This is a genomic window from Agromyces excoecariae, from assembly GCF_051715505.1.
Lineage (GTDB): Bacteria > Actinomycetota > Actinomycetes > Actinomycetales > Microbacteriaceae > Agromyces.
Map to the genome: position 1 here is coordinate 351592 of NZ_JBPSLA010000001.1, position 26759 is coordinate 378350.

The window sequence follows — 26759 nt, forward strand, 5'->3', positions numbered from 1 at the left end:
CGCCGCACGCCTACGCTGGACCTGACATGACCGACCGAGTCGCGACGCCGAGCCCCCGCCGCCCGTGGGGGCTCATCGCGGCATCCCTCGTCGCGGTCGCGCTCGCCGCCATCCCGGTCATCCACCTCGTCGTCCGGGTGCTCTCGGCCGACCCGGGGGAGCTCGCGGCGGTCTTCGACCGGCCGCGGATCCCGCTGCTCGTCGGCAACTCGGTGCTGCTCGCGGCATCCGTCACCCTGACCGCGGTCGCCCTCGGCGTGCCGAGCGCGTTCCTGCTCGCGCGCGCCCGACTGCGGTGGCGCGGTGCGTGGGCCGTGCTCGCGGCGCTCCCGCTCGCGATGCCGTCGTACCTCGCAGCGTACGGATGGCTCGCCTGGCAGCCGTCCATGAAGGGCTTCTGGGCCGCGTGGCTCGTGCTCAGCTTCGTGTCGGTGCCGTACGTGACGCTCCCGGTCGCGGCGGCCTTGCGGATCGGGAGCACCGGGCTCGACGACGTCGCGCGAACGCTCGGTCGCGGCCCGCTCGGCTCGTTCATGCTCGGCACCTGGCCGCAGATCCGACCCGCCGTGCTGGCGGGGGCGCTGCTCGTGTGCCTGTACACGCTGAGCGACTTCGGCGGCGTCGCGCTGTTCCGCTTCCCCGTGCTCACGACCGCGATCCAGCAGGCGTACTCGGCGAGCTTCAGCCGCGACGAGGCGGCCGTGCTCGCGGTGCTGCTCGTCGCGCTCGCGCTGCTCGTGGTGGTCGGCGAGCAGGTCGCGCGCGGGCGCGCGGCGCGGCGCATCCAGGCCGCTCCGGCGACGGGTCGACGACGGATGACGCGGCTCGGGCCGTGGACCGCACCGGGTCTGCTCCTGCTCGCACTCGTCCCCGCGGTGGCGGTCGTCGTCCCGGTCGCGGTCCTCCTGGGCCGGGTGCTCTCCGCCGAGACGCTGCAGGCGTTCGACGGCGTGAACCTCGCGCAGGCGGTCGGCAACACCGTGCTGCTCTCGGCAGGCGGCGCGGTCGTCGCCGTCGCCCTCGCGCTGCCCATCGGGGTGCTCGCGGCCCGTCACCGGGGGCGCATGGTGCGGGGCATCGAGTCCGCCGGATACCTCGCGCTCGGCCTGCCCGGCATCGTCGTCGGCCTCTCGCTCGTGTTCTTCTCGCTGAGCGTCGTGCCCGCGCTGTACCAGACGGCGCTCGTGCTCGCCTTCGGCTACGGCATCCTCTTCATGCCGAAGGCGATCGGCTCGATCCGCTCGGCGACGGCCCAGGTGCCGACCTCGCTCGAGGACGTCTCGCGCACGCTCGGCAACTCGCGCGCCCGCACCTGGTGGTCGGTGACCGCGCGCCTCGCGCGGCCCGGCATCTTCGCTGCGGCGCTCCTCGCCGCCGTCTCGGCCATGAAGGAGCTGCCGGCGACGCTCATGCTGCGTCCGACCGGCACCGACACGCTCGCCGTCGAGCTCTGGCAGCGCACCGACATCTCCGCCTACGGCGCCGCCGCGCCCTACGCGGTCGCACTGCTGCTGGTCGCCGCGGTGCCCGCGTTCCTGCTCTCCGACGCGCGCGCCGGACGCGAGGCGACCCGGGAGGCGATCGCATGAGCCGGCTCGAGGTGCGCGACCTGACGGTCGGCTACGACGGCGCGCCGGTGCTCCACGCGGTCGACGTCGAGGTGCCGCACGGCGAGCTCCTCGCGATCGTCGGCCCGAGCGGGTGCGGCAAGACCACGCTCCTGCGCACCATCGCCGGCCTGCTCCGCGCGCAGTCGGGCGAGATCCGCATCGGGCACCGCATGGTGACCACGCACGGCATCCACCTCGCCCCCGAGAAGCGGCGCATCGGATGGGTGCCGCAGGACGCCGCGCTCTTCCCCCACCTCACGGTCGCCGAGAACGTCGCGTTCGGCATGCTCGCGGGGCGAGGCTCGTCGCGCGCGGCCCGACGTGCGGCGAGGTCCGACGAGGTGCGGCGCCTGCTCGACCTCGTCGACCTCGCGCCGCTCGCGTCGCGCGCTCCGGGGCAGCTCTCCGGCGGGCAGGCGCAGCGCGTCGCACTCGCCCGCGCGCTCGCCGCCGGCCCCGAGCTGGTGCTCCTCGACGAGCCGTTCGGCGCGCTCGACCCGATGCTGCGCGCCGACCTCCGCGCGTCCGTGCGCGAGCTGCTGCGCGCCGAGGGCGTCACGGGGATCCTCGTCACGCACGACCAGGCCGAGGCGCTGTCCGTCGCCGATCGCGTCGCGGTCATGCGCGGCGGCGAGGTGCTGCAGCTCGGCACGCCCGAGGAGGTCTATCGCACGCCCGCGACGCCGTGGGTCGCAGGCTTCGTTGGCGACGCCGTGTTCCTCCCCGGCGTCCTGCACGCCGACGAGGTCGCAACCTCGGTCGGCCGGTTGCGGGCGGTGCCGGTCGCGGATGCCTCGGGCGTCCTGCCGGCGGACCGATCCGACGTGACCGTGCTCGTGCGCCCGGAGGAGCTGCGCGTGGTTCGGGCGGATGCGGCATCCGTCGCCGAGACGACGCCGGCGGAGGGCGCGGGCCCCACCGATGTCTCGGCCGCACTCGTCGGCATCGTGACCGATGTCGAGTACACCGGCCATGATGCGATGCTCGCCGTCGCGCTCGCCGACGGCGTGCGCCTGCGCGCCCGCGTCACCGCGTCGGGCCTGGTTCCGCGCGGTACCGAGGTGCGCGTGTCGGTCGACGGTCAGGTGCTCGCCTACCGCCCTGAGGCCTGAGGCTCAGGAATTCGCGCGGCGCTCCTCGACGCGACCCTTCAGCCACCACAGGCCGAGCAGCCACGTGCCGAGCGCCGTGATGATCCACATGATCAGCGTCGCGAGGATCCACGTCACGATGCCATCGACGCGGATGCCGTTCGGAAACAGCGACGCGATGAGCAGCGCCACGAACGTCGACACGAGGCCGATGCCGCCGAGGATCGCCGAGGCGTACTGCCGCGCCATGTTGAAGATGAACGGCGCGAGGATCGCCTGCGCGATCGTGAAGACGAGCACGGCCACGATGAAGCCGGCCGCGTCGAGGTGGAAGTCCGGGAGGATCCAGGACGTGACCAGCAGGCCGATGGCCGCCGTGATGAGCGAGATCGCGATGTTGATCAGGAAGCGGATCATGTGCGAAGGGTAGCGCCGCGCGCGCGGGATCGGCCAGAGCCGAACGGCCCGCCGCCGGTCCGGTCCGGGGCGCGCGCCGGCGGCGCCTCGGCGCATGGGAACGGGCCGCGTCCCCGAGGACGCGGCCCGACCCGTTCTTGGTGCGGCCGGAGGATCCCGCCAAGGTCGTTTCCCGACCGCACCGGTCTGTGCGCGGCGGCGGGGACGTGCCCCGCCGCCGCGGAGTGCTACTCGAGCTCGGCGATCACCGCCTCGACCGCACGGATGATGAGCGCCGCCGCGTCGGCGTCGGTGCGCACCCGCTGCGGGGTCTTGTCGGCGATGAACTGCAGCCGGGCGATGGCCGTGGCCGTGTCACCGGCCTCGAGCGCCGCATCGACCTCGGCGAGGACGTCGCCGAACGAGGCCTCGACACCGCGGGTGATCCGGCCGTCGTCCTCGAGCGCTCCGAGCAGGGCCCGGATGTCGGAGACCGATGTCGTGAACACGAACTGGTCGAGGATGACCCCGCCCGTCGAGGTCACGACCACCCGGCCCGTGCCCTCGGGCACGGTCACGAGCGGCACGGAGACATCCGCCCAGCCCTCGGAGTCGACCTCGAAGGTCGCGAAGGACTCGGCCTCGGCGTCACCCCAGTGCAGCGACACCTCGCCCTCGCCCGCGGCGCGGACGGTGGCACCGGTGATGCCGCCGAACTCCACCGGGTCGTAGGCGATCCACTCGCCGGCGTCGAGGCCGGCCAGGTGGCGGAAGCCCTCCGCCGACTCGTCGTCGACGATGGTCAGCTCGCCGCTGCGGGCGTCGTTGTGCTCGGCCTGCAGTGCGCGCGGGTTGAGCAGCGCGACGTCGTCACCGGTCAGCGCCGGGGCGGTGTCGGTGCCGGCGTCGGTGTACGACGCGCCGATCTGGGCGTAGATGTTCTCGGTCTCGCCGTGGCCGGCCTCGAGGGCCATCTCGACGGTCGCGGTGCAGCCGTTGCCCGTGAACAGCGGGTGCGTGTGCGTGTTGTCGTGGCCGAGGCCGTAGCTCCACAGCACGCGCTCGCAGTCGATCTCCTCGTCGGGGTCGGTCACCTTGACCTCGAACTCGATCTCGTCGCCCCAGTCGGCGAACGAGCCGTTCGCGGGGGAGACGATCTCGACGACGGGCGCCGTGTTTCCGACCGTGACGGTGACCGAGGCGAGGCTGACGCGCCCGCCTTCATCGGTGACTCGCACGCGGGCCTGGTACTGGCCGTCCTCGGAGAACGTGTGCGACGCGGTCGCGGCGCCCTCCTCGAACGTGCCCGTGCCCTCGAAGTCCCAGGCGAAGCTCAGGGCGAGCCCGTCGGGGTGCGTCGAGTCGGAGGCGTCGAAGTCGACCTCGAGCGGTCCCTCACCCGAGGTGGGCGAGGCGTCGAGGACCACGCGGGGGCCCTTGGTGCCCTCGACGTAGTCGACCCGGTAGAGGCCGGAGTCGGGGTTCGGGCGGAAGAAGCCGTCGCCGTAGTCGAGCACGTAGAGCGAGCCGTCCGGACCGAACTCGAAGTCGATCACGTTGTCCCACGGGGGCATGCCCGCGGCGTTCAGCGTGGCGTTCGGCAGGAAGTCCTCGATCTTCGTGACGGGCCCGTCGGGGTCGTCCTGGGAGAAGACGAAGATGCGGTCGCGCGAGAACTCGGCCATGAAGGACTTGCCGTCCCAGTACTTCGGGAACTTGGTGTCGGACTCGTTCTCCTCGTCGTACCGGTAGGTGGGCCCGCCCATCGGAGCCTGGCCGCCCGAGCCGAACTCCGGCCACGGCTGGTGCTCGGGACGGTCGCCGTACCAGATCTGCGGCGCGGTGGCCGTCGGCAGCTGGTCGAGGCCGGTGTTGTAGACGCTCGTGTTGATGAGCGTGCCGTCGCAGTCGAACCAGTCGCCCTGCGTCGCGGTCTCGAAGTCCCAGTCGTTGTAGTTCGCGTTGGGACCGTGGCAGTACGGCCATCCGCCGTTCATCGCGACCGTGGTCGACTGCCACTCCACGTAGCCCATCGGGCCGCGGAGCGCGTTCGCCGTTCCCGCGTCGGGACCGTACTCACCCCACGTGACCGCGCCCGTGACCGGGTCGTAGTCCATGCGGAACGGGTTGCGCAGGCCCATCACGAAGATCTCGGGACGGGTGTCGGCCGTGCCCGGCGCGAACAGGTTGCCCTCGGGGATCGTGTAGCTGCCGTCCTCCTGGACCGTGATCCGGAGGATCGCACCGCGGAGGTCGTTGGTGTTGCCGGCGCCGCGACGCGAGTCGAACCCGGGGTTGTAGCCGGGTCGATCGTTGTTCGGGGCGTAGCCGCTGGCGCCCGGCGTGCTCGCCGGGGTGTTGTCGCCCGTCGAGAGCAGCAGGTTGCCGTCCTTGTCGAAGGCGACGTCGCCTGCGACGTGGCAGCACTGCCCACGCTGGACCTCGACCTTGATGATGACCTGCTCGGAGGCGAGGTCGAGCGAGTCGCTCTCCTCGTCCCACGTGAAGCGGCTCAGCTGGTTGTATCCCTTCCACTGATCCCAGTACGAGGCGTCGGCGCCGGCGGGGAGCGTGTTGGGAGCGGAGCCCACGGGCGTGGTCTCCGGATAGGGCGCGTCCATGGTCTTGGGCGCGTAGTAGAGGTAGACCCAGCCGTTCTCCTCGAAGTCCGGGTCGAGCGTGACCGTCTGCAGGCCGTCCTCCGAGTTGGAGTACACGTCGAGCTGGTTCACGACCGTCGTGGTGCCCTGCGCCGGGTCGGTGAGCCGGACCTGGCCGTTCCGGGTCGTGTGGAGGACCCGCGAGTCCGGCATGACGGCGAGGTCGATGGGCTCGCCGACGTCCTTCGAGAGCGTGACGCGCTCGTAGTTGGCCCAGGTGGTGGCCGAGACCTCGTCGCCGTGGTCTTCGCCATCATGGGCGACAGCGGGCCCCGCGACGATGACGGATGCCGCGACGGCGGCTCCGACCACGAGCGCCGCGAGGCGTGAACGTGTGAGATGCATGGATGTTCTCCAGTCAACGAATGGAAGGAGGTTCGGCGGGATCCATGTGGTGTCCGGGCCGCGCGGGGAGTTGGGTCACCCGCGCGGCCCGGGGTCGTGCGTCGGTCGCGGAGCGCTCCCGACGGGTCGTGCGTCAGCCGCGGAGTGCGGCCAGGTTCCGGTACGACGACGCCGCGTTCTCGAGCGACATCGTGGGCGAGGCCATGGGCACGCTCGAGGCGTTGTCCTGCTCGTACATGGCGTTGTGGTAGCCCTTCGCGCCGATCCGCTGGAAGAACGTCGTGTAGTCGATGTCTCCCGCGCCGAACGGCACGATCGAGTAGCCGGCCGCAGTGTCGTTCTTCGCACCGTCCTTCGCGTGGAAGAGCGGGAAGCGCGTGGTCTGCTCTGAGACGAGCCCGGCGGGGTCGAACCAGTCGTCCACGACGCTGCCGTCCGGAGCCGTGTAGCTCTGGTACCGGTGCTGCGCGACGTGCGCCCAGTACACGTCCATCTCCAGGTAGACGTAGTTCGGGTCGGTGTTCTGCAGGAACCACTCGAGGCGGCGCAGGCCGCTCGACCGGGTGGGGTTCCCGGCCGCGTCGAGCGGGCCGCTGTCGAGCAGGAAGCTGTACGCCTGGTCGTGGTTGTGCGTGTACAGCTTCAGCCCGTGCGACGCGGCGCGCTCTCCGAAGGTGTTCCAGACCTCTGCCGCCGTCTCCCAGTCGGCGAGGTACGAGCTCCGGCTCGGGTCGTTGCCCGTGCCGATGTGCCCGAATCCGAGGATGTTGGCGATCTCGCACTGGGCGTCGAACTGGGCGAGCGTCGCCTCGGTCACGACGCTCGGGATCGAGCCGTGGTTGCCCTCGGCCTCGAGTCCGTTGTCGTCGAGCCACGTACGCAGCAGCTGCGCGCCGGCGACGTTGTTGAGGTTGCCGCCTTCGGAGTTGGTGTTCTGGTTGTAGCCGGCGAACTCGATCTGCTTGTACCCCTGGCGCGCGAGCTCCTCGAGGACCTGCTTGAAGCCCGAGGGCAGGCCCGGGTTCGTCAGCGGGTTCCGGCCGATCGCGTCGCGGACCGTGTAGAGGATGATGCCCCGCTTGCCGGGCGGGACGAGCACCCCGTTGCCGCCCCCGGGGGCCGCGTGGGCGTGGGTGTGGCCGCCGGCGAGGCCGACGGCTGCCGCCGCTGCCATGCCGGTCGTCGCGGCGAGCAGCTGCCGCCGCGTGAGGCCGAGTCGCGTCCCGAGGATCCGGGCGTCGTGCTCGGCCTGTTCCGTCAGTTCATCCATGATGCTCCCTTGCACTGAACCGTTGTGGGGTCGGGCGGAAGGCCCGCGACGCGGGATTGGGACCGCGCCCGGCGCGAAGGGTCATCCAGCCACTCTTCGCGTCGTTGCTCGTGAGTTGGCTCCACGAACTTTTTCGGACACTACGGCATTTGTCTCGCCGCGGTCAAGCAAAAGAATCGCTCTGACGCGCGGCTTTTAACGTTCTACGGCAAAAGGACCACGAACGGGGGGTGCCCGCCGAGTGGACGCCGAGTGCTGGCGCGCGCCCCGCGCGGCCGGGCATGATGGTCCCCGTGGGGAGTCCGAGCCGAACGGCCGAGACCGCCGCCGGGTCGGGCGACGACGGAGGGCGGGCCGCCCGCCGCGTGCAGGGCACCTACTACACGCTGACCCTCGGCAACACGCTCGCGGCCTCGTTCATCTGGGGCATCAACACCCTGTTCCTGCTCGATGCAGGGCTGACCAACCTCGAGGCGTTCGCCGCGAACGCCTTCTTCAGCGTCGGCATGTTCATCTTCGAGATCCCGACCGGCGTGGTGGCCGACACGGTCGGCCGCCGGGCGTCGTACCTGCTCGGCACGCTGACGCTCGCTGCGACCACGGTCATGTACTGGATGCTCTGGGTGTGGCAGTCCCCGTTCTGGGCGTGGGCGATCGTGTCGGTGCTGCTCGGTCTGGGCTTCACCTTCTTCTCGGGCGCCGTCGATGCTTGGCTCGTCGATGCGCTCCAGGCGACGGGCTTCCGGGGCAGCCTCGAGTCGGTCTTCGGCCGGGCGATCGTGGTCGGCAACGTCGCCATGCTCGGTGGATCCGTCCTCGGCGGCGTGATCGCGCAGCTGACGAACCTCGGCGTGCCGTTCCTCGTCCGAGGCGGCATCCTCGTCGTGATGTTCGCGGTCGCCGCGATCCTCATGCGCGACCTCGGATTCACACCGGATCGCGGCGTCGGCCCCGTGAAGGCGACCGGTGAGGTGTTCCGCGCGTCGGTGAAGTACGGTCTCGGGCGTCGCCCCGTCCGCTGGCTGATGCTCACCACGCCGTTCACGACCGGCGTGGGCTTCTACGCGTTCTACGCGCTCCAGCCCTACCTGCTCGAACTCTGGGGCGACGAGGGCGCCTATTCGGTCGCCGGCCTCGCCGCAGCCCTGCTCTCCGGCGCCGGGATCGTGGGCGGGCTCCTCGCGCCGGTCGTCCGGCGCCGCTTCCGCAAGCGGACCTCGGTGATCCTGCTCGCGACCGTGCTGAGCACCGTCGTGCTGCTCGCGCTCGGGCTCGTCGCGGACTTCTGGTTCGCGGTGGCGCTCATCGCGCTCTGGGGCATCGCATCGTCGATCGACGACCCCGTGCACCGCGCGTACCTCAACGACATGATCCCGTCCAAGCAGCGCGCCACCGTGCTGTCGTTCGACTCGCTCCTCGGCAGCGCGGGCGGCGCGGTCATCCAGCCCGCGCTGGGCCGGGCGGCCGACCTCGGCGGCTACGGCTTCTCGCTGCTCTGCAGCGGCGCCGTCCAGATCCTCGCCGCACCGTTCGTGCTCCTCAGCCGCGCCGAGCACGACCCGGCCGACACGGCCCGCGCCGTGACCTCCACCGACGGCGACAGCGCCGGCGACGACGCGGATGCGGGTGCCGGCGACATCGGCCCAGAAGACCGCGGCCCCGGCGACGAGCCGGCGACGGATGCCACGCTTCCGCCCTCGACGACCTGACCCCGTTCCCGCCGCCGTACCGAGGAGCCCTGCCGATGCCCGTCGCCGCGCCCGACCCCGCCGCACCCGCGTCCCCCGAGCCGCCGGCCGCCGCCCTCGATCGCCTCCGCCGCGAACTCGACCCGGCGCGCCTGCTCACCGACCCGATCGACCTCGCGCGCTACGCGCACGACGACGCCGAGTGGGCCGACTTCGCGGATCCGCTCGCGGTGGTGCTCGCCGAGTCGGTCGACGACGTGGCCGCCGCGGTGCGCGCGGCCGCGGCATCCGGCCGGCACATCGTGCCCAGGGGCGCGGGCACGGGCCTCTCCGGCGGGGCGAACGCGATGGCGGGCAGCATCGTCGTCTCGCTCGAGCGGATGACGCGGATCCTCGAGATCGACGAGGCCGAGCGGCTCGTGGTCGCGGAGGCGGGCGTGCTCAACGACGACCTGCGGCAGGCGGTCGCCGCCCACGGTCTCTGGTACCCGCCCGACCCGGCCAGCTACCGGATCTCGACGATCGGCGGCAACGCCGCGACGAACGCGGGGGGCATCTGCTGCGTGAAGTACGGCGTGACGCGCGACTACGTGCTCGGCATGACCGTCGTGCTCGCCGACGGCGAGGTCGTGCGCCTCGGCCGCCGCACCGCGAAGGGCGTCACGGGCTACGACCTCACGGCGCTCATGGTCGGCTCGGAGGGCACGCTCGGCATCATCGTGGAGGTCACGCTGAAGCTGCTGCCGCTCGGCGGCCGCGAGGACCGCGCGATCGTCGGCTCGTTCGACTCGCTCGAGGCGGCCGGGGAGGCGGTCGCCGCGATCTCGGCCGCGGGCATCGTGCCATCCGCCCTCGAGCTCATCGATCGCACCTGCATCGAGGCGGTCGACGCCTGGCAGTCGCTCGGCCTGCCGCACGGCGCCGAGGCGATGCTCCTCGCGCGGGTCGACGACGTCGGCGCGGCGGGCGAGTCCCTCGCCGCCGGGGTCGCCGAGCGGATGTCGCGCGCCGGCGCCCTCGCGGTCGAGCTCGGTGCCTCGACGGACGCCGCCGACCGGCTCTTCCTCGCGCGACGGCTCGCCTACCCGGCGCTCGAGCGCCTCGGCCCGGTGCTCACGGAAGACATCTGCGTGCCGCGCGGCCGGGTGCCCGAGATGCTCCGGCGGATCCAGGCGAGCGCCCGCGACCACGACGTGGTCATCGCGAACATCGCCCACGCCGGTGACGGCAACCTGCACCCGCTGATCATCGCGCCCGTCGGCGACGAGGCGGCGAAGGCCCGGGCGAAGCTCGCGTTCGACCGCATCGTCGACGACTGCCGGGCCCTCGGCGGCACGGTCACGGGCGAGCACGGCGTCGGGTTGCTGAAGCTCCCGGGTGCGGCGCGCGAGCTCAGCCCCCGGGTGCTCGAGCTGCACCGGGCGGTCAAGCGCGCGCTCGATCCGCATGGCGTGCTGAACCCGGGCAAGGCGTTCCCGGCGTGAGTCGCGCGACCGCCGGGATCAGGCCGCCGGTTCGCCCTTCAGCCGCTCGAGCAGGATCCGGTTGAACATGAGCGGCTGCTCGATGTTGGCGGCGTGCCCGTCGCGGGCGATCACGACCGAGTCGGCGAGCGGGTTCAGCGCCGCCGCGGCCGCGGCGTGGTCGGCCGGCCAGAACTCGCTCTCGGCGCCGGCGACGAAGAGCACGGGCACGTCGCACGCGGCGACGACCGGTCGCCAGTCGCGCGTCGCGTGGTCGCCGAGGAGCGCGAGCTCAGCCTCGGTGAAGGCGGGCGCGCCGCCTCTCGGCACGTCGAGCGACGTGAGCAGCCGAGCGATCCGCACGAGCCCCTTCGACTTCGCCGGGAACCGCCCCGGGTCGGGGATGCCGGTCGCGAAGCAGGTGTCGCGGTTGCCTTCGTCGTAGCCGTAGAACCCGTGGGCCCAGTCGTCGGAGTTCAGCATGCACGGCGTCTGGTCGACGATCACCAGGTCGCGGATCCGATCGGTGCCGTACTCCGCGACGAGCGCCCACAGGGCGTCGCCCCCCATCGACTGGCCGACGAGCGTCGCATCGGTCAGGTCGAGCGAGTCGAGCAGGTCGTGGACGTCGCGGCCGTGGCGCTCCATGCTCGGTGCGCCCTCGCCCGCCTCGGACTTCCCGTGCCCGCGTCGGTCGAGCGCGATGACGCGGTACCCGGCCCGGGCGAGCGGCTTGACCTGGTAGCGCCAGCTCGTCGCGGGGGCCTTGAAGCCGGCCACCAGCACGACCGGACGCCCGGTCGGGTCGCCGAACTCGAGGTAGTTCAGCCGAGTGCCGTCGGATGCGATGAGGTCGACCACGCTCCGCCCCCTTCCGGTCCGTGTGGATGCACCCTATCCGGGGCGCATCCGCTCAGGCGAGCGGTTCGGCCCCGAGGTCGCGCACGGCGTAGAACTCGTGGTCCCAGAGCGCGTAGACGAGCCAGGTCGGCAGGATGTACGAGGCGGGCATGAAGTCGCGCTGCGACGCGTGGATCTGCCAGCCCTCGAGCTTCTTGCCGACCTCGGCGGGCATCGCGACGTCGGGCTCCGGCTGGTTCGCGACGACGAAGGCGCCGGTCTCTCCACCGAAGGTCGTGAGCGCCTTCGTCGGGCTGATCGTGTAGACGACGTGGTCGGGGCCGGTGTACGAGCCGTCGGATGCCTCGAGCTCAGCGATCGCGAGCTCGGTCACGCGCCCCATCTCCATGTGGTCGGCGTGGCCGGTCGCGCCGCTCTCGGGCCAGAACGCGACGACGACGTCGGGCCGGAACTCGCGCATCGCGTCGGCGACCCGCTCGACCAGCTCGGCCTCGTCGACGTCGGGGAGACCGCCGTCGGGGTAGTCCCAGACCTCGTGCTCGTCGACGCCGAGGTTGAAGCTGTTCTTCAGCGCCTCGGCCGCGCGGATCGTGCCGAGGTCCTCCTGCCGCGCGACGACCGGCACCTGGTGCCCGGCCTCGCCGCGCGTGGCGGTGATCATCGCGGTCGCGGCACCGCCTTCGGACGCTCGCCAGAACAGCCCGTTGACGGTCTGCTCGTCGTCGGGGTGCGCGAAGACGCCGAGGACGCGCTCGCCTCCGAGCTCGGCGACGACGGAGTCGACGCCGCGGGCGCTCGGCTCGTGGAAGAGGTCTCGGCCGGCCCAGTACGCCGCGCCGACGGCGGCGAGGAGGAGGGCGGACGTGGTGATGAGCGCGACGGTGCGCTTGCGCATGGGGTGGAGCTCTCGTTTCGGGTGGCCGCGGGTGACGGCACGCAGGGGGGTGCGGGAATGCTACCCCGCGCGTGCGCGAATCCCGAATCGCGCTCGGTCGGATCGGGCGTGCATGCACCGGCGATCCACAGCCGACGCATAAGCGCCGTCCCTAGGGTCGGTCGGGTCCGAACCGACGCCGACCGCGTCGCCGAATGAAACCGAGGTCTCCATGCCCGCGTCCCGCCGCTCCATCTCACTCGCCGCGCTCGTCATCCCGCCGGTCGCGCTCGTCGCGTCGATCGCGGTGCTCGTGGTCGGCATCGTGATGACCTTCGCCGAGAACGACGCCCTCGTCGCGGCGCTGAACAGCCCCGATGGCACGGCCGCGGACGTGTACGGCGGCCAGTCGCGCGTCGTGGTCGCCGCCGCGGTCCTCACCGCCGGCATCCTCGCCGTGGTCGTGTCGCTCGCGACGATCGCGATCACCGGAAGCATCCGGGCGTTCGCGCCCCGCAGCGAGACACCCGCGGAACTCGCGGACGACGCCCGCGGCGAAGCCCTCGTCGCGGAGGAGGACCTGGACGACGACGGCTTCGAGCCGTTCGCCCGGGTCGACGAGCCGACCACTGCACCGACGACCGCGGAGCCCGCGGTCGAGCCCGCAGCCGACGACCGGGACGTCACGCCTGGAGCGTCGTCACCCGCCCGTTGAGGCCGGGGGCCGCGGCATCCGCCCAGAGTGCGACGACCTCGTCGGCGAGCCGCTGCTCGAGCCCGGCGAGCGCCTTCACGCGGAACGTCACGGCCGCGCCGGGCGACTCGGCCTTCGCGAACCCGTCGGCGAGCGAGCGCATCCACGACTCGCTCGCGGCCTTGATCGCGGTGTAGTTGGCGCCGCCCGCGGTCGGCTTCTCGACGGTCGTCGACGAGACGATCGCGACGCGGCCGGCCGGTGAGGCGACGAGGTCCTCCCAGAACACGCGACTGGCGTACCGCAGCGCGGTGAGCGAGCGTTCGAGGAGGCGGTAGTCCTCCTCGGTCTGGCCGGCGATCCCGCCGCCGCCGCGCCATCCGCCGACGAGGTGCACGACGCCGTCGACGTCGCCGAGCTTCGCGTGCACGCGCATCGCGAGTTCGAGCACGTCGTCGCCGTCGGTGAGGTCGGCGCGCTCGCCGAGCACGCCGGGGATCTCGACCTCGAGTTCGTCGAGTCGGCCCTGGTGCGTGCCGACGACGACGACCTTCGCGCCGTGGTCGACGAGGGCGCGCGCGACGGCGCGGCCGGAGGCGCTCGTGGCGCCGGCGATGACGACGACCTTGTCCTGCAGGGTGTTCACGGTAGGGGATCCTCTCATGCGCGAGTCACCCCGGACGACTCGGCTGCGGCCTCGGGTGGTCGTCCGGGGTGATTCGCGGGTGCCTCGGGGGCGAGGCGGTGCGGGTCAGGCGTCGCCGGCGGTGATGCCCACCGTCGACTCGATGACCGGCTTCATCTTCTTGTCGAGCGCCTCGAAGAACATCGAGAGCGGGAACTCGTCGTCCATCACGAGGTCGGTGTAGCCCTTGGGCGGGCCGGCGAGGACCTCGCGCGGCAGCCCCTCGGCCCACACCGACGCCGGGTTGGGCGTGAGGACCGAGCGCACGAGCTCGTACGCGGCGAGCCAGTGCGCGGTCTTCGGGCGATCGATCGACTTCCAGTAGAGCTCGTCGATCGCGTCGCCGAGCTCGACGACCGCGTCGGGCACGGCGTCCCAGTCGAAGGTGAGCTTCACGTCGGTCCAGTCGAGCACGTGCTTCTGGTGCAGCCACGCGAACAGCAGCTGGCCGCCGAGCCCGTCGTAGTTCCGCACGCGCGACCCGGTGATCGCGAACCGGAAGATCCGGTCGAAGATCACGGCGTACTGCACGAGCTTCGCGTGGTCGAGCAGCTGCGCGTCGATCGCGTCGAGCTCCTCGCCCTCGGCCACGCGCGCTCGCAGTCCGCGCTCGATCTTCACGGACTCGCGGAACGCGGTGAGGTCGCACCGCAGCTCCTCCAGCGAGTAGAGGAAGAACGGCATCCGCTGCTTGATCATGAACGGGTCGAACGGCAGGTCGCCGCGCATGTGCGTGCGGTCGTGGATGATGTCCCACATTACGAACGTGCGCTCGGCCAGGTCCTGGTCCTCGAGCAGCCCCGCCGCGTCATCCGGCAGCTCGAGCTTGGTGATCTCGGATGCCGCGCGAACGACCCGGCGGTACCGGGCGGCTTCACGGTCCTGGAAGATCGCACCCCACGTGAAGGGCGGGATCTCGCGCATCGCGACGGTCTCGGGGAACAGCACCGCCGAGTTCGTGTCGTACCCGGGGGTGAAGTCGACGAGGCGCAGGCTCACGAAGAGCTTGTTGCCGTAGTCGCCGGCCTCCAGGTGCGCGATGAACTCGGGCCAGATCGTCTCGACGACGAGCGCCTCGACGTGCCGGTCGGACGAGCCGTTCTGCGTCATCATCGGGAACACGACGAGGTGGCGGATGCCGTCGACGCGGTGCAGCTGCGGCTGGAACTCGACGAGCGAGTCGAGGAAGTCGGGCACGCCGAGGCCGTCGGCCTGCCACTTCCGGAAGTCGGCCTCGAGCGCCTCGAGGTACGCGGCCTCGTGCGGGAATCGGGGCGCGAGGGCGGCGACCGACTCGACGATGGCGTCGACGAGGGCGGATGCCTCCGGCCGGTCGGACTCCTCGGGGACCGAGCCGTCCTTGACCTGCAGCGACTGCAGGCGCGTGGCCGACTCCTTGAGGCGGATCCAGGCGGGGTCGGACTCGACGCCGTCGGCGAGCGCGATGCGCTCGGGGGTCATCTCGATGCGTGCCGCGTCCTCGAGGACCTCGGGTTCGCCAACGATCGTCTCAATGGTGCTCTGTGACATCGGAAACCTCCGTTCCTCATGGGTCGGGCCGCTCGGAGGCGGCGTCGGGTGGCGCGGCGGATCCGCACGCCATCCAAGGCTACGTTCGTCGCCTTCGCGATTGATTGCGGTCCGGCGCGGGAATGTTGCGTCCCGGTGCGAAAGCGCGCGTGGTTCCTGCGGATCATCGCGATCGCACGGTGCGCCGATCGGAGCACGCGCGGCGCGCGGAGCACTGAGGGCCGCGCGCGCCGGCACTGAGATGATGCCGCGCCAGTACTGAGGAAAACTCGGGAAAAGCGGTACCACCCTCTCGGGCACGCCCGGATCCGGCCGTCCCGCACCGTTCGTAGCTTGACCGTATCCCGACAGCAGGCTCGATCGATGGAAGGAATGGAGTCATGAACAGAAGGACGGCGACGACGGTGATCCTCACCGGATCGCTCGTGATGCTCATCGGCGGCGGGACCGCATCCGCCGCGTGGGGCGGCCCGGTCCGGGAGGACCGCGTCCCATCGGTCGTGGGCCTCGCTCGGGGACACGTGATCGTTCGCGACGACCTCTCGCCGGCCGCGGCGGGCGTCTCGGTCTCCGCGATCTTCGAGGGCGTCGGCCAGGTGCAGGGATTCAGCGCCGATGCGCGCCGCGAGCTGCACTCGGTCGTCGCATCGAGCGACATCGCCCGGTTCGGTGCCGACGCTCGTCGCGAGCTGCACTCGGTCGACGTACTGAAGTCGCAAGGTGCGATCAGCGCAGAGGCCCGCCGCGAGTTCCACTCGAGGCAGGCCGCGAACGGCAGCGCCGACCTGCAGGGGGCCCGACTCTCCGAGTACGCCGAGGCGATGAGGTCGTCGGAGGTGACGAGCTCGGACATGCAGGGCCGACGCCTGGCGGAGTACGCCGACGCGATGCGGGAACTGCGCTCCGACCCTCCGACGACGGAGTCGCCTGAGGCCGACGGGACAGGGGGCGACCTCTCCCCGCTCCGGAGCGGCCGATGAGGTCGGTACGAGGGCGCACCGCATGCGGGCGCGGCAGGTCGGATCGACCGCCGCGCCCGCCCTCGTCGGCGGCATGCGGTCGGGCACCGGACCGGCGTCGTGGTGCACGCGTAGCCTGAGGGCATGGAGGCGGCGAGGGCGCGACGCCGACGGACGCGGACCGCGTCCGCGATCGTCGCCGTCATCCTCATCGGCCTCGGGCTCACCGCCTGCGACTCGGCCCTCGGTACGCCGGGCTCCGGCACGCCCGCTCCGTCGGCCACGCCGGGCGGGTCTGCGCCGCCCGAACCCACGACCTCGTCGCCGCCGGCGGCGGAGGCCGGTCCGCGCGTCGTTCCGGGCCCGGTCGCGCTCGGCGGCGATCGCGTCGCCGCGCTCGTCCCACGCCTGGCGGCGATGCGCACCGACGACTTCGTCGCGAGCGCCCGATGGGCGATCCCACCCGGGTCGACCGCGTTCGGCGACGTGCTGACCGCCCGCGTGGCCGAGGCGCTCCGCGGGTTCGCCGAGGAACGCGGCTCGGCGTGGGCGCCCGGCCTCGACCTCGTGGCGGGAGGCGCGAGCGCGCCGTGCGCCGGCGGCAGCGCCTTCGCGGCCATTCCGACGAGGCTCGCCGCCGACTGCTCGATCGTGGTGGCATCCGGCGGCGTCATCGGGGAGCGACTCGTCATCGCCCGATCCGAGGCCGGTGGGCCGACCGAGGTCGCCCGCGAGGTCTGGTACGCGGATGGCGCGGGCGGCGCGCCGTACGACGGCGCCGCGCTCTACGCCGCGGGTTCCGAGACCCGCGTGCTCGCGCTCGTCGCCGAGGCGCTCCGCGCGGGCGGGCGCATCGCCCCGGGCGAGGACCCGTTCTCACGGCTGGCTCCCGAGACGGCCCGCGCGCTGCTCGTGGACTCGTCCGCCGCCGGGGTCGGCGTCGTCGCCACCCTGTCAGTGCCGGGCTCGGACCGGTCCCGCCCCGAATCGGTCCTCGTGCCGTGGCGGCTGCTCGATCCCTTCCTGTCCGAGTCGGGCTCGCTCGTCCGCTCGGCCGCGGTCTCGGGCGACCCGTACGAACCGCCGACGTCTCCGGCCGGCGACGACCCGGTCGACTGCACGCTCCTGACGTGCGTCTCGCTGACCTTCGACGACGGACCGAGCTCCCTCACCCCCGCGCTGCTCGACGTCCTGGACCGCGAGCGGGTCGGGGCGACGTTCTTCGTGCAGGGCTCGTCGGTGGCGCGGAACCCCGGAATGGCGGCACGCACCGTGGCCGCCGGACACGAGATCGCGAACCACACGTGGGCGCATCCCGACCTCACCAAGCTCACCGACCCGCAGGTGCGCGACGAGGTGCGGCGCGCCCAAGCCGCGATCGCCGACGCCACCGGCGTGCGGGCGACGAGCCTGCGTCCGCCGTACGGCGCCTCGACCCCGCACGTGCGCGAGCTCGTCCCGATGCCGTTCGTGGTCTGGGACGTCGACACCCGCGACTGGCAGGACCCGGGCGTCGACGTGGTGGTCGAGCGGGCCGTCGGCGAAGCCGGGCCCGGCAGCATCGTGCTCATGCATGACACGCACGAGGACACGATCGAGGCGGTCCCGAGGATCATCGACGGATTGCGGGCCAGGGGCGTCGCGCTCACGAGCGTCGAGGACCAGTTCGCCGGTTCGCTGCCCGGAGCCGGTGCGCTCGTGAGCCACGGGCCGCGCTGAGTGCGCGCCGCATCGGCGCCGGAGTCGACGGCCGGGTCGGACTCTGAGGGGTCGCGGGCCCGATCTGAGGGGTTCCGCCCGATGCGGCACCGGTCCGGCGGACGTAGCTTCGCACCGTTCGAGTCCGATCGATGGGCGCGACCGGAAAGACGGACGGGCGACGGCCGCTTGAATCACGGCCCGAGGCCGGGCCCGCCGCCGACGGGCGGCCGCGGACGACTCCGCGGCCGCCCGTTCCGCCGGGCCCTGCCCGACACGGTCGAGTTCCGCCACGATCGGGTTCCGCCACGATCGGGTCGGGTGACCTTCGGTCCGTAGCGAAGGCTCGGATCCGGTCCAAGATACGAGCATGGAGGCCCAGCGCTCGAGACCCGATCGCACGCTCGTCGTCGTGCTCGCCGTGCTGGGGCTGCTCGTCGTCGTCGCGCTCATCGCCGTCTTCAGCCGCGGCGAGCCCGCGCAGCTCGAGGAGAGCACCCCGGAGGGCGTCGTGCAGCGGTACTCGGCCGCCGTCATCGACGGCGACGAGGCGGCGGCGATGGAGTACCTGACGCCGGAGGTCGCGGACGGCTGCGTCCGCCTGCCGTTCGGCGATCGCGCCGGCACGCGCGTGACGCTCGTCGACACGACCGAACGGGACGACTCCGCCGACGTCGACGTGCTCATCGTCACGACGTTCGACAGCGGGCCGTTCGGGTCCTCCGAGTACGAGGAGCCCGGCGTGTTCGACCTCGTCCGCGTCGACGGCGACTGGCGCATCGAGGTGGCTCCGTGGCCGCTGGCGATCTGCGACCCGACGGTGGTCCCGCGATGAGCACCCCGACGCCCGGTTCGGCCCAGGGCACGGTGCGCCGGCTGATCGTCTTCGTCCTGCTCTTCGCACTGGTCGCGATCACCGCGATCGGGCTCGGCGGCCTTCTCGAGCGGATGCTCGACGTCGATCGCGCGCTCGCCTCCGGCGGCGCCGACGACCTCGCGCTCCAACTCGCCTTCACGCTGATCGGCGGCCCGCTCGCCGCCCTGCTCTGGTGGGCGTCGTGGCGACGGATGGCCGACCCCGCCGAACGCGGTTCGATCGCGTGGTCGCTGTACCTCACCGCCATGGGCACCGTTTCGTTGGTGGTCGCGACGATGTCGATCGCCGGCGGCCTGGCGGACCTCGTCGAGGGCCGGTGGAATCCGGGCGCCCTCGCGATCGGGCTCGTCTGGGCCCTCGTCTGGCTGTGGCACCGGTGGATGCTCCGCCATCCCGCCAAGGGCCCGACACGCCTGGCGACGGTTCCGCTCGTCATCGGGGCGGCCTACGGGCTGGTCGTCGGTGCTCGAGGCGCGATCGCCGCCCTCGCGGCGGTGTTCGACGCCGCGATCCGCGGGGCCTCCGAAACGGTGCTCGTGGGCCGCGACTCGTGGGGCCGGACGGCGCTCGTCGCCCTCGTGTGGACGGCCGTCGGCGCGCTGGTCTGGTGGTGGCACTGGGTGCGCGACGACGTCAGGCGCATCCCCTCCGGGTTCGCCGCGGTCGCACTCGTGGTCGTCGGCGTCCTCGGCGGCGCCGCGGCGATGCTGGGCGGCATCGGCACCGCGCTGTTCGTCGGGCTGCGACTCGCGTTCGATCCGAGCGAGCCGGCCGAGGCGGTCATCGCCCCGCTCGGCACGGCGGTCGCCGCTGCGGCGGTGGGCGCGATCGTGTGGATCGTGCACTCCCGCATCGCCCGGACGCACTCCGACGGCACCCGGCGCGCGGCCGTGCTCGTCATGTCGGGGCTGGGACTGGTCGCCGCGGCGTCGGGCATCGGGGTCGTCGTGAACGCGCTCCTGGCCGAGCTGGCCTCGCCGCTCGCGTCCTCCGGCAGCCGGGCGCTCCTGCTCGGCGGAATCAGCGCGATCGTGGTCGGGGGGCCGATCTGGTGGCTGAACTGGCGGCCGACGCATCGACCCGAGCCCGCCGAAGCGGTCGAGGTGGGACGGCGGATCTACCTCATCGCGGTGTTCGGTGCCAGCGCGGTGGTCGCCCTCATCACGCTGCTGGTCGTGGCGTACCGCATCTTCGAGTTCGTGCTCGATCCCGTGGCGAGCGCCGCGCTCATCGACCGGATCCGTGCTCCGCTCGGGCTGCTCGTCGCGACCGCACTCGTGTTCGCCTACCACTTCGCGGTCTGGCGGCAGGACCGGGCGCTGATCGCCGAGACCGGCGTCGCGCCCGTCCGTCGCATCGGACGCGTGGTGCTCGTCGCGGCGGGCGACACCGACGCGGCCGAGCGTGCCATCGCGGAGGCGACCGGGGCGAACGTGGTCGTGTGGCGCAGGTCCGAGGCCGGGGTCGGGGCCGGGGTCGGTGCGGGAGCTCCGGTCGTGGCCGAGCCGGACGCCGAGCCGCCGGTGCCCGAGGCCGGTCCGGATGCCGCCGCGCTCGTCGCCGCACTCGAGGGCGTGAGCGCCCGACGGGTGCTCCTGCTCGTCGGACCGGGCGACCGGGTCGAGGCCGTGCCGCTCGCCGAGTGAGCCGGGATCGGAGGGGTCGCGCCGGCGGGCTCACGCCGCGCACGGGCTCGGGCCGACGGGCTCACGCCCCGCGGGTCACGCCCAGCGGCGCACCGCCCAGCGCTCGAGGAGCCCCACGAGCGCGTCGCTCAGCTTGCCGAGCACCGCGAGCAGGATGATCGCGAGGAAGATGCGATCGATGCGTCCGGTGTTGCCCGAGTCGCTGAGGAGGAACCCGAGCCCCATCGACGACGCGATCAGCTCGGCGGCGACGAGGAAGAGCCAGGCCTGCGCGAGCGCGAGGCGCAGCGCCGCGATGACCGACGGCACCACGGCCGGCAACTGGACGGTCGCGAAGAGCGTCGCGCCGCGGAGGCCGAACGCGCGCCCGGCCTCGAGGAGCCGCCGGTCGACATGCCGGAGGGAGGCCGCGACGATCGTGTAGACGGGGAAGAACGCTCCGATCGAGATCAGGATGACCTTCGAGTCCTCGCCGATTCCGAACCAGAGGATGAGCAGCGGGACCCACGCGAGCGAGGGCACCGCGCGCACGGCGCCGAGCGTCGGCGAGAGCAGCACGTCGCCGAGCCGCGAGAGGCCCACGACGGCGCCGGCGAGCAGGCCGAAGAGCGCCCCGAACGCGAAGCCGATGAACACGCGTTGCGTCGAGATCGCGACGTAGAGGCCGAGCAGTCCGCGCTCGGCCAGGTCGACCGCCGCGAGCCACACCATCTCGGGGCTGGGCAGCTGCGAGACCGACACCGCGCCCGACGTCGACACCACCTGCCAGGCGGCGAGCAGCGCGAGCGGGATCAGCGCGCCGCCCACGATCCGGAACCACCGACGCGAGCTGAGCGACCGGCGGTCCCGGTCGGGGCGGCGCGGGGCAGCGGAGGCCTCGGCGCGCCGCTCCTCGCCCGGCTCCGTCCGCGCATCGGCGCCGACCGGCCCCGTGGCATCCGCAGCGGCCACGGGTCGGCCGCCGACCGCGACGGGTGCCGCGAAGGCCGACCCGACCGAGCCGTCGGGCAGGCCCGAGCGTTCCGTGTCCGTCGTCTTCGCGGCATCCGTCGTCATGGTCTGCTCCCGGGCTACTTCGCGAACCGCTCGGGGTCCGCCTGGGTGACGAACGAGTCGTCGATGAGGGTCGCGAGCGCGTCGTCGACCTGGTCCTGCGAGGCGACGTCGCCGAGCTCGACGAAGACCGGGCCGATCTTCTCGAGGAGCGCGACCTGCGCGTCGCCGGGGACCGGGTCGACGTCGAGGTTCGAACGCTCGAGGATCACCTTCGAGGCGATGGACTCGTCGAGGCCGGCGACCTCGGCGAGGATCGCGGCGGTCTCCTGGGGGTTCTCGGCCGCCCAGGCGCGCGCCCGCTCGTACGCGTCGATGACGGCCTGCGCGAGCGCCGGCTTCTCCTCGAGGAACGACTCGGTCGCGTTGAGGAAGCCGTAGCTGTTGAAGTCGACGTTGCGGTAGATGAGCGTCGCGCCCGACTCCTCGGCGCCGGCCATGATCGGGTCGAGGCCCGCCCACGCGTCGACGGCGCCGTTCTGCAGGGCGGCCCACCCGTCGGCGTGCTGGAGGTTCTCCACCGTGATGTCGTCGGGCGAGAGGCCCTCGGCCTCGAGCGTCTGGAGGAGGAAGAAGTAGGGATCGGTGCCCTTGGTCGCCGCGACCGTCCGGCCCTCCAGGTCGGCGACCTCGTCGATGTCGCTGCCCGGCCCGGCCACGATCGCCGACCACTCGGGCTGCGAGTAGATGTCGATCGTCTTGATGGGCGAGCCGTTGGCGCGCGCGAGGAGCGCGGCCGAACCGGCCGTCGAACCCACGTCGATCGCGCCGGCGCGGAGTGCCTCGTTGGCCTTGTTCGACCCGGCCGACTGCACCCAGGTGACCTCGAGGCCCTCGTCCTCGAGCCAGCCCTGGTCCTTGATGATGAGGCTCAGCGGGTTGTACGTCGCGAAGTCGATGTTCAGGGCCTGGCCCTCGAGCGAGTCGCCCTCGGCGACGGCCTCGGCGGGCTGGTTCTCGCCGGCGACGCAGCCGGACAGCAGCAGGGCGGTCGCGGCGGCGCCCGCGACGAGCGCGGTGCGGAAGACGATGGTGCGGGACACGGATGGCTCCTTCTCGGTGGGGGTGTGCGGCGTCGGCGGCGGTGCTGTGGTCGGGCCGCCGTCGCCGGTCAGTACGGGTAGTGCGGGATGGTCGTGGTGGCCTGGATGCCGCGTGCGGCGCCGTGCCGGTCGATGCCGAGGCCGTCGAGCAGGCGCCCGCGCAGCTCGGCGAGCTCGGCCGATCCGCGGTCGCGCGGGCGGTGGCCCGGCACGACGACGACCTGGCGGATGCCGGCTCCCGGCTCGTCGCCGTCGGTGCCGAGCAGCACGATCCGGTCGGCCAGCTGCAGCGCCTCGTCGACGTCGTGCGTGACGAGGAGCACGGTCGTCGGCTCCGCCGCGTGCACGTCGAGGAGGAGGTCCTGCATCTTCAGGCGCGTCAGCGCGTCGAGCGCGCCGAACGGCTCGTCGAGGAGCAGCACCTCCGGGTTGCGGGCGAGGGCGCGGGCGAGGGAGGCGCGCTGCGCCATGCCGCCGGAGACCTCGTGCGGGCGGTGCCCGGCGAACTCGGCGAGGCCGACGAGCTCGAGCAGGCGCGCGACCTGGGTGCGGCCGTCGCGCCGCGCGGTCCCGCGCGGGAGGCCGAGCGCGACGTTCTTGTCGATGCTCCGCCACGGCAGCAGGCGCGGCTCCTGGAAGCCGACCGCGCAGCGCACGTCGTACGGGCCGACCGGGGCGTCGTCGATCGCGACCTCGCCGGAGGTGGGGTGGTCGAGCCCCGCGACGATCCGGAGCAGCGTCGACTTGCCGCATCCGCTCGGCCCCAGGATCGCGACGATCTCGCCGGCCGCGACGTCGAGGTCGATGCCGCGGAGCACGTCGCGCGTGCCGCCGTCGGGCGCGGTGAACGCCCGGCCCACCCCGCGGAGCGCCACGGGCGCCGCGGGTGCGGCGGTCGCGGCTCCGGCGGACGCGGGTCCGGCGGGTGCAGTGGATGCGGCGGTCATCTCGGGCTCCTGGTCGAGGCGGGCGGATGCTCGACGCTAACCGGAACGCGTTCTCCGCCGTCGGCCGCGCGAAGCACGGCGTAACACCAGGCGACGCAGGGCGTCACACGGCGTCGGGGGCGGGCGAGCCGGTCGGAGCGCCGGCCCGTCCGCCTCGTCGGCTCAGAGCGGCTTCGCCATGTGCATCGACGCGACGGCGTACCCGAGGTCGCGGTACAGCGCGATCGCGCCGTCGTTGCCGCCGAACACGTTCAGCATGAGTCGCGACGCCCCGTACTCCCGGGCGATCTCCTCACCCGCGAGCATGGCCCGGCGGGCGACGCCTCGACGCCGGAACGACGGGTGCACCTCGAGGTCCCAGACCCACCACAGCTCGCCGTGCTCGTCCCACGGGCCGAGCCAGAGCCACCCGGCCTCCTCGTCGCCGAGCCGGATCGTGTGCAGCAACTGCCCTTCGACCAGTCGGCCGTCGGGGAAGAACCGCTGCTCCGAGGCGCGCCGACCGGCCGCCGCCTGCTCGGGCGAGTCGCCGGCCTCCAGGCGTGCCTGCTCGTACTGCGCCATGGCGGTCGGCAGCCAGTCGGCGACCTCGGCGTCGGACATCCGCACGAGTCGTACCTCTGAGTCGGTCATACGGGGGATTCTGCCGCGCCCGCACCCGTCGCGGCGCGCGCCGCCGCGCCGGGTTGCGAGAATGACCCCATGGCGAGAACCGTTCGGGGCGCGAACCTCCTGATCACCGGTGCGGCAGGCGGCATGGGCCGAATGTACGCGGAGCGGGCCGTGGCCGAGGGCGCGGCATCGGTCGTGCTCTGGGATCGCGCCGCCGCCGCACTCGCGCGCACGGCCGACGACCTCGGGCAGCGGTCGCGCGGGCGCACGCTCGTGCGCTCCTACGTCGTCGACGTCGCCGAGCCCGGCGCGATCGCGAAGGCGGCGCACAAGGTGCGACGCGAGCTCGGCACGCCCGACATCCTCGTGAACAACGCCGGCATCGTGCGCGGCAACGCCTACTTCTGGGAGACCGACAGCGGCGAGGACGTGCGGCCGACGATGCTCGTCAACGCGCTCGCGCCGATGTACGTCACGCGGGAGTTCCTGCCCGCGATGATCGCACGGGGTCGGCCCGCGAGGATCGTCAACATCGGCAGCGCCGCCGGCACGCTCGCGAACCCGCGCATGGCCGTGTACGCCGCATCGAAGGCGGCGCTGAACGGCTGGAGCGACTCGCTCCGGCTCGAGCTCGAGCAGGCGGGCCATCGGCACGTGACCGTGACGACGGTGACGCCCTCGTACATCTCGACCGGCATGTTCCACGGCGCCCGCGGTCCGGTGCTCGCGCCGGTGCTCGAGCCGGAGTTCGTCGTCGACCGCGTCTGGCGCGCCATGCTCGCCGGCCGACCCCTCGTCGAGCTGCCCTCGAGCGTGCGGCTCTCGCGGGCGCTGCGCGGGCTCCTCCCGACCCGCGTGTTCGATCGCGTGATCGGCGACGGGTTCGGCGTCTACCGCTCGATGGAGCGCTTCACGGGTCGGGGCTGACCCGACCCGTCAGTCGTCGCCCTTGTCGCGGCCCTTGCCCTTGCCGGGCTTGTCGTCGGAATTGCCCTTGCCGCTGTTGCCGGGGTCGGCGCCCTGGTCGTCGCCCGCCTCGGTGGGGGTCGGGGTGGGGGTCGGGGTCGGACTCGGCGTCGCCGCGGCGATCGCGGCCTCGAGGTCGGCACGGACGAGCGCGATCGCCTCGGTGATGCCCGCCGAGCGGTCGGCGTCGAGGCTGCCGTCGGCGACGGCCGCGTCGACCTCCGACTGCAGCGCGTCCAGCCGCGCGAGGGCGTCGGTGAACTCGCCGGCCGCCGACGACTCGGCGATCGAGACCACCTGCGTCCGGAAGCCGGACGCCTGACCGGCGTCGTCCTGGGCGGGGGCGCAGCCGGCGAGGCCCGCCGCGAGTGCGAGGGTGACGGATGCCGCGGCCACCGCGCGGTGCAGGCGCGAGGTCATGGCGACACCGCCTCCTCCAGCTGGTCGAGATGGGTTCCGAGATCGCCCTCCACGCTGGGCATCGGCGCCTCCGACGGCGTCGGCTCGGTCGCGGCGCCGCCGCTCGTCAGGGCGCCGACCGTGACCGGGACGAACACGGCCGCGCCGATGACGACCATGGCGGCGGCGATCGCCGCGACGAGCCGTCGGGGCAGTCGTCGCTGCCCGGACGAGGCACCGGCCGCCGCCGGTGCGGCGGGTCCGGCGTGCGCGGCAGGCGGGGCGGCGACTCCGGTCAGGACGCGGGTGGCCGCAGTCGCATCCTCGATTCCCGCATCCTCGGCGGGTGCGACGGAGGTCGGGGCGACGGAACCGTCCACGCGCGTGGCCGGGAGGATCCGCGTGTCGCCGTCGTCGGCAACGGCGGCGGACGTGAAGACGGCGGTCGCCTCGTCGGTCCCGCCGGGGGCGCCGCCGTCGGCGGTCGCGAGCGACTCCGTGGCGAGCGCCACGTCGAGGGCCGACGGGCGATCCGCCGGATCGCGCGCGGTCATCGAGGCCAGGAGGTCGCGCCAGTCGGCGGGGAGTCCGGTCGGGATGTCGGGGTCGCGCACGAGGCGCGCGCTCGCCGACTCCAACGCCGGTCCCGGGTACGGCTGCACACCGGTGATGGCTTCGAGCAGGACGAGGCCGAGCGCGTACACGTCGGCGCTGCTGCCGACCGCCTCGCCGCGGACCTGCTCGGGGCTGAGGTAGCCGGGCGTGCCGATGATCCGGCCGGTCGCGGTCAGCCGCGACTCGTCGAGCAGGCGTGCGATGCCGAAGTCGGCGAGCTTCGCGCTCCAACGGCGGGTCGGGAGGTGTGCCGGCGAGAGCAGCACGTTGGCGGGCTTCACGTCGCGGTGCACGATGCCGCGCGAGTGGATGACGTGGAGGCCCTCGGCGAGGTCGGCGAGTACGCGCGCGGAGTCCCGGAGGGAGATCGGCCCGCGGTCGAGCACCCTCCGGAGGTCCTCGCCGTCCACCAGTTCCATCACGAGGAACTCGCGCCGGCTCGCCGGGTCCTTCGCCGCGTCGTAGAGGGTGACGAGGGCGGGGTGCGTGAGGCTCGCGAGGAGGGCGGTCTCGGACCGGCGCCGGTCGGCGTCGTCGATGCCCTCGGTCGAGGCCGTGAAGACCTTGACGGCGACGCGGCGGCCGAGGGCGAGGTCGTCGGCCCGGTACACCGCGGCCATGCCGCCGCGCCCGATCAGGCCGTCGACGCGGTACCGGTCGGCGAGGATCGAGCCGAGGACCGGGTCGGTCGCGGTGCTCGCGACCTGTTCCGTGGGGGAGTCCATCCCACGAAGGGTAACCCCTCCCGCTGGACGCCGGATCGGGGTTGCGGACGGG

The 26759-nt window shown here is 72.9% G+C and carries 23 protein-coding genes; 10 read left to right on the forward strand and 13 right to left on the reverse strand.

Annotated elements, in window-relative coordinates; all coding sequences use genetic code 11:
* Positions 1-26: 26 nt before the first annotated feature.
* Together ACSJD1_RS01645 and ACSJD1_RS01650 are read left to right on the forward strand one after the other, a co-directional pair.
* Positions 27-1589: an ABC transporter permease gene (locus tag ACSJD1_RS01645; protein ID WP_438853574.1), complete on the forward strand. Its 1563-nt coding sequence runs from the start codon at positions 27-29 to the stop codon at positions 1587-1589.
* Positions 1586-2722: an ABC transporter ATP-binding protein gene (locus tag ACSJD1_RS01650; protein ID WP_438853575.1), complete on the forward strand. Its 1137-nt coding sequence runs from the start codon at positions 1586-1588 to the stop codon at positions 2720-2722. The genes ACSJD1_RS01645 and ACSJD1_RS01650 overlap by 4 nt, the downstream gene beginning before the upstream one ends.
* A gap of 3 nt (positions 2723-2725) precedes the next feature.
* Here the strand turns inward: ACSJD1_RS01650 and ACSJD1_RS01655 are convergent, their stop codons facing one another.
* The 3 genes from ACSJD1_RS01655 to ACSJD1_RS01665 all read right to left on the reverse strand — a co-directional run bounded on the left by ACSJD1_RS01655 (position 2726) and on the right by ACSJD1_RS01665 (position 7372).
* On the reverse strand, positions 2726-3118 hold the full coding sequence (locus ACSJD1_RS01655; protein WP_155053483.1) for a phage holin family protein: 393 nt from the start codon (positions 3116-3118) through the stop codon (positions 2726-2728).
* 227 nt (positions 3119-3345) lie between these two features.
* On the reverse strand, positions 3346-6102 hold the full coding sequence (locus ACSJD1_RS01660) for a PQQ-dependent sugar dehydrogenase (RefSeq protein WP_438853576.1): 2757 nt from the start codon (positions 6100-6102) through the stop codon (positions 3346-3348).
* 133 nt (positions 6103-6235) lie between these two features.
* Positions 6236-7372: a sugar phosphate isomerase/epimerase family protein gene (locus ACSJD1_RS01665; protein WP_438853577.1), complete on the reverse strand. Its 1137-nt coding sequence runs from the start codon at positions 7370-7372 to the stop codon at positions 6236-6238.
* Positions 7373-7737: 365 nt separating this feature from the next.
* On the opposite strand from ACSJD1_RS01665, the gene ACSJD1_RS01670 reads away from it, so the two are divergent.
* Both ACSJD1_RS01670 and ACSJD1_RS01675 read left to right on the forward strand, forming a co-directional pair.
* Complete coding sequence (locus tag ACSJD1_RS01670; protein WP_438854103.1) at positions 7738-9081, forward strand: MFS transporter; 1344 nt, start codon at positions 7738-7740, stop codon at positions 9079-9081.
* A gap of 35 nt (positions 9082-9116) precedes the next feature.
* Positions 9117-10544 carry an FAD-binding oxidoreductase gene (locus ACSJD1_RS01675; protein ID WP_438853578.1) on the forward strand — a complete coding sequence of 476 codons (1428 nt, stop codon included), beginning with the start codon at positions 9117-9119 and terminating at the stop codon, positions 10542-10544.
* An 18-nt stretch (positions 10545-10562) separates the two neighbouring features.
* Here the strand turns inward: ACSJD1_RS01675 and ACSJD1_RS01680 are convergent, their stop codons facing one another.
* Both ACSJD1_RS01680 and ACSJD1_RS01685 read right to left on the reverse strand, forming a co-directional pair.
* Positions 10563-11384 carry an alpha/beta fold hydrolase gene (locus tag ACSJD1_RS01680; protein ID WP_438853579.1) on the reverse strand — a complete coding sequence of 274 codons (822 nt, stop codon included), beginning with the start codon at positions 11382-11384 and terminating at the stop codon, positions 10563-10565.
* A 52-nt stretch (positions 11385-11436) separates the two neighbouring features.
* Entirely contained in the window at positions 11437-12279 is an 843-nt protein-coding gene (locus ACSJD1_RS01685; RefSeq protein WP_438853580.1) for a PIG-L deacetylase family protein, read from the reverse strand.
* Positions 12280-12490: 211 nt separating this feature from the next.
* On the opposite strand from ACSJD1_RS01685, the gene ACSJD1_RS01690 reads away from it, so the two are divergent.
* Positions 12491-12973, forward strand: a complete 483-nt coding sequence (locus ACSJD1_RS01690) for a hypothetical protein (RefSeq protein WP_438853581.1) — start codon at positions 12491-12493, stop codon at positions 12971-12973.
* On the opposite strand, the gene ACSJD1_RS01695 is transcribed toward ACSJD1_RS01690, so the two are convergent.
* Together ACSJD1_RS01695 and ACSJD1_RS01700 are read right to left on the reverse strand one after the other, a co-directional pair.
* On the reverse strand, positions 12942-13598 hold the full coding sequence (locus tag ACSJD1_RS01695; protein WP_438853582.1) for an SDR family NAD(P)-dependent oxidoreductase: 657 nt from the start codon (positions 13596-13598) through the stop codon (positions 12942-12944). The two genes, ACSJD1_RS01690 and ACSJD1_RS01695, sit on opposite strands and share 32 nt — an antisense overlap.
* 105 nt (positions 13599-13703) lie before the next feature.
* A complete protein-coding gene (locus ACSJD1_RS01700) occupies positions 13704-15167 on the reverse strand; it encodes a DUF6421 family protein (protein ID WP_438853583.1) in 1464 nt (487 codons plus the stop codon).
* Between the two features lie 380 nt (positions 15168-15547).
* Between ACSJD1_RS01700 and ACSJD1_RS01705 the strand changes: the two genes are divergently transcribed.
* From ACSJD1_RS01705 to ACSJD1_RS01720, 4 genes are all read left to right on the forward strand, one after another.
* Complete coding sequence (locus ACSJD1_RS01705) at positions 15548-16147, forward strand: hypothetical protein (protein WP_438853584.1); 600 nt, start codon at positions 15548-15550, stop codon at positions 16145-16147.
* 123 nt (positions 16148-16270) lie between these two features.
* On the forward strand, positions 16271-17845 hold the full coding sequence (locus ACSJD1_RS01710) for a polysaccharide deacetylase family protein (RefSeq protein WP_438853585.1): 1575 nt from the start codon (positions 16271-16273) through the stop codon (positions 17843-17845).
* Between the two features lie 349 nt (positions 17846-18194).
* The gene (locus tag ACSJD1_RS01715; protein WP_438853586.1) at positions 18195-18659 is read left to right on the forward strand and encodes a nuclear transport factor 2 family protein; all 465 of its coding nucleotides are present in this window, start codon (positions 18195-18197) and stop codon (positions 18657-18659) included.
* On the forward strand, positions 18656-20347 hold the full coding sequence (locus ACSJD1_RS01720) for a DUF5671 domain-containing protein (RefSeq protein ID WP_438853587.1): 1692 nt from the start codon (positions 18656-18658) through the stop codon (positions 20345-20347). The genes ACSJD1_RS01715 and ACSJD1_RS01720 overlap by 4 nt, the downstream gene beginning before the upstream one ends.
* Positions 20348-20422: 75 nt before the next feature.
* On the opposite strand, the gene ACSJD1_RS01725 is transcribed toward ACSJD1_RS01720, so the two are convergent.
* From ACSJD1_RS01725 to ACSJD1_RS01740, 4 genes are all read right to left on the reverse strand, one after another.
* Positions 20423-21298, reverse strand: coding sequence for an ABC transporter permease (locus ACSJD1_RS01725; protein ID WP_438854104.1), 876 nt, complete (start codon positions 21296-21298; stop codon positions 20423-20425).
* A 119-nt stretch (positions 21299-21417) separates the two neighbouring features.
* Complete coding sequence (locus tag ACSJD1_RS01730) at positions 21418-22443, reverse strand: aliphatic sulfonate ABC transporter substrate-binding protein (protein ID WP_438853588.1); 1026 nt, start codon at positions 22441-22443, stop codon at positions 21418-21420.
* A 68-nt stretch (positions 22444-22511) separates the two neighbouring features.
* Positions 22512-23390 carry an ABC transporter ATP-binding protein gene (locus ACSJD1_RS01735; protein ID WP_438853589.1) on the reverse strand — a complete coding sequence of 293 codons (879 nt, stop codon included), beginning with the start codon at positions 23388-23390 and terminating at the stop codon, positions 22512-22514.
* Between the two features lie 162 nt (positions 23391-23552).
* Entirely contained in the window at positions 23553-24023 is a 471-nt protein-coding gene (locus tag ACSJD1_RS01740) for a GNAT family N-acetyltransferase (protein WP_438853590.1), read from the reverse strand.
* 69 nt (positions 24024-24092) lie between these two features.
* Between ACSJD1_RS01740 and ACSJD1_RS01745 the strand changes: the two genes are divergently transcribed.
* Positions 24093-24929 (forward strand): SDR family NAD(P)-dependent oxidoreductase, encoded by an 837-nt coding sequence (locus ACSJD1_RS01745; RefSeq protein WP_438853591.1) that lies wholly within the window; start codon positions 24093-24095, stop codon positions 24927-24929.
* Between the two features lie 9 nt (positions 24930-24938).
* Here ACSJD1_RS01745 and ACSJD1_RS01750 read toward each other — a convergent pair whose 3' ends face one another.
* Positions 24939-25388, reverse strand: coding sequence for a hypothetical protein (locus ACSJD1_RS01750; protein WP_438853592.1), 450 nt, complete (start codon positions 25386-25388; stop codon positions 24939-24941).
* Positions 25385-26707, reverse strand: a complete 1323-nt coding sequence (locus ACSJD1_RS01755; RefSeq protein ID WP_438853593.1) for a serine/threonine-protein kinase — start codon at positions 26705-26707, stop codon at positions 25385-25387. The genes ACSJD1_RS01750 and ACSJD1_RS01755 overlap by 4 nt, the downstream gene beginning before the upstream one ends.
* Between the last annotated feature and the right edge of the window lie 52 nt (positions 26708-26759).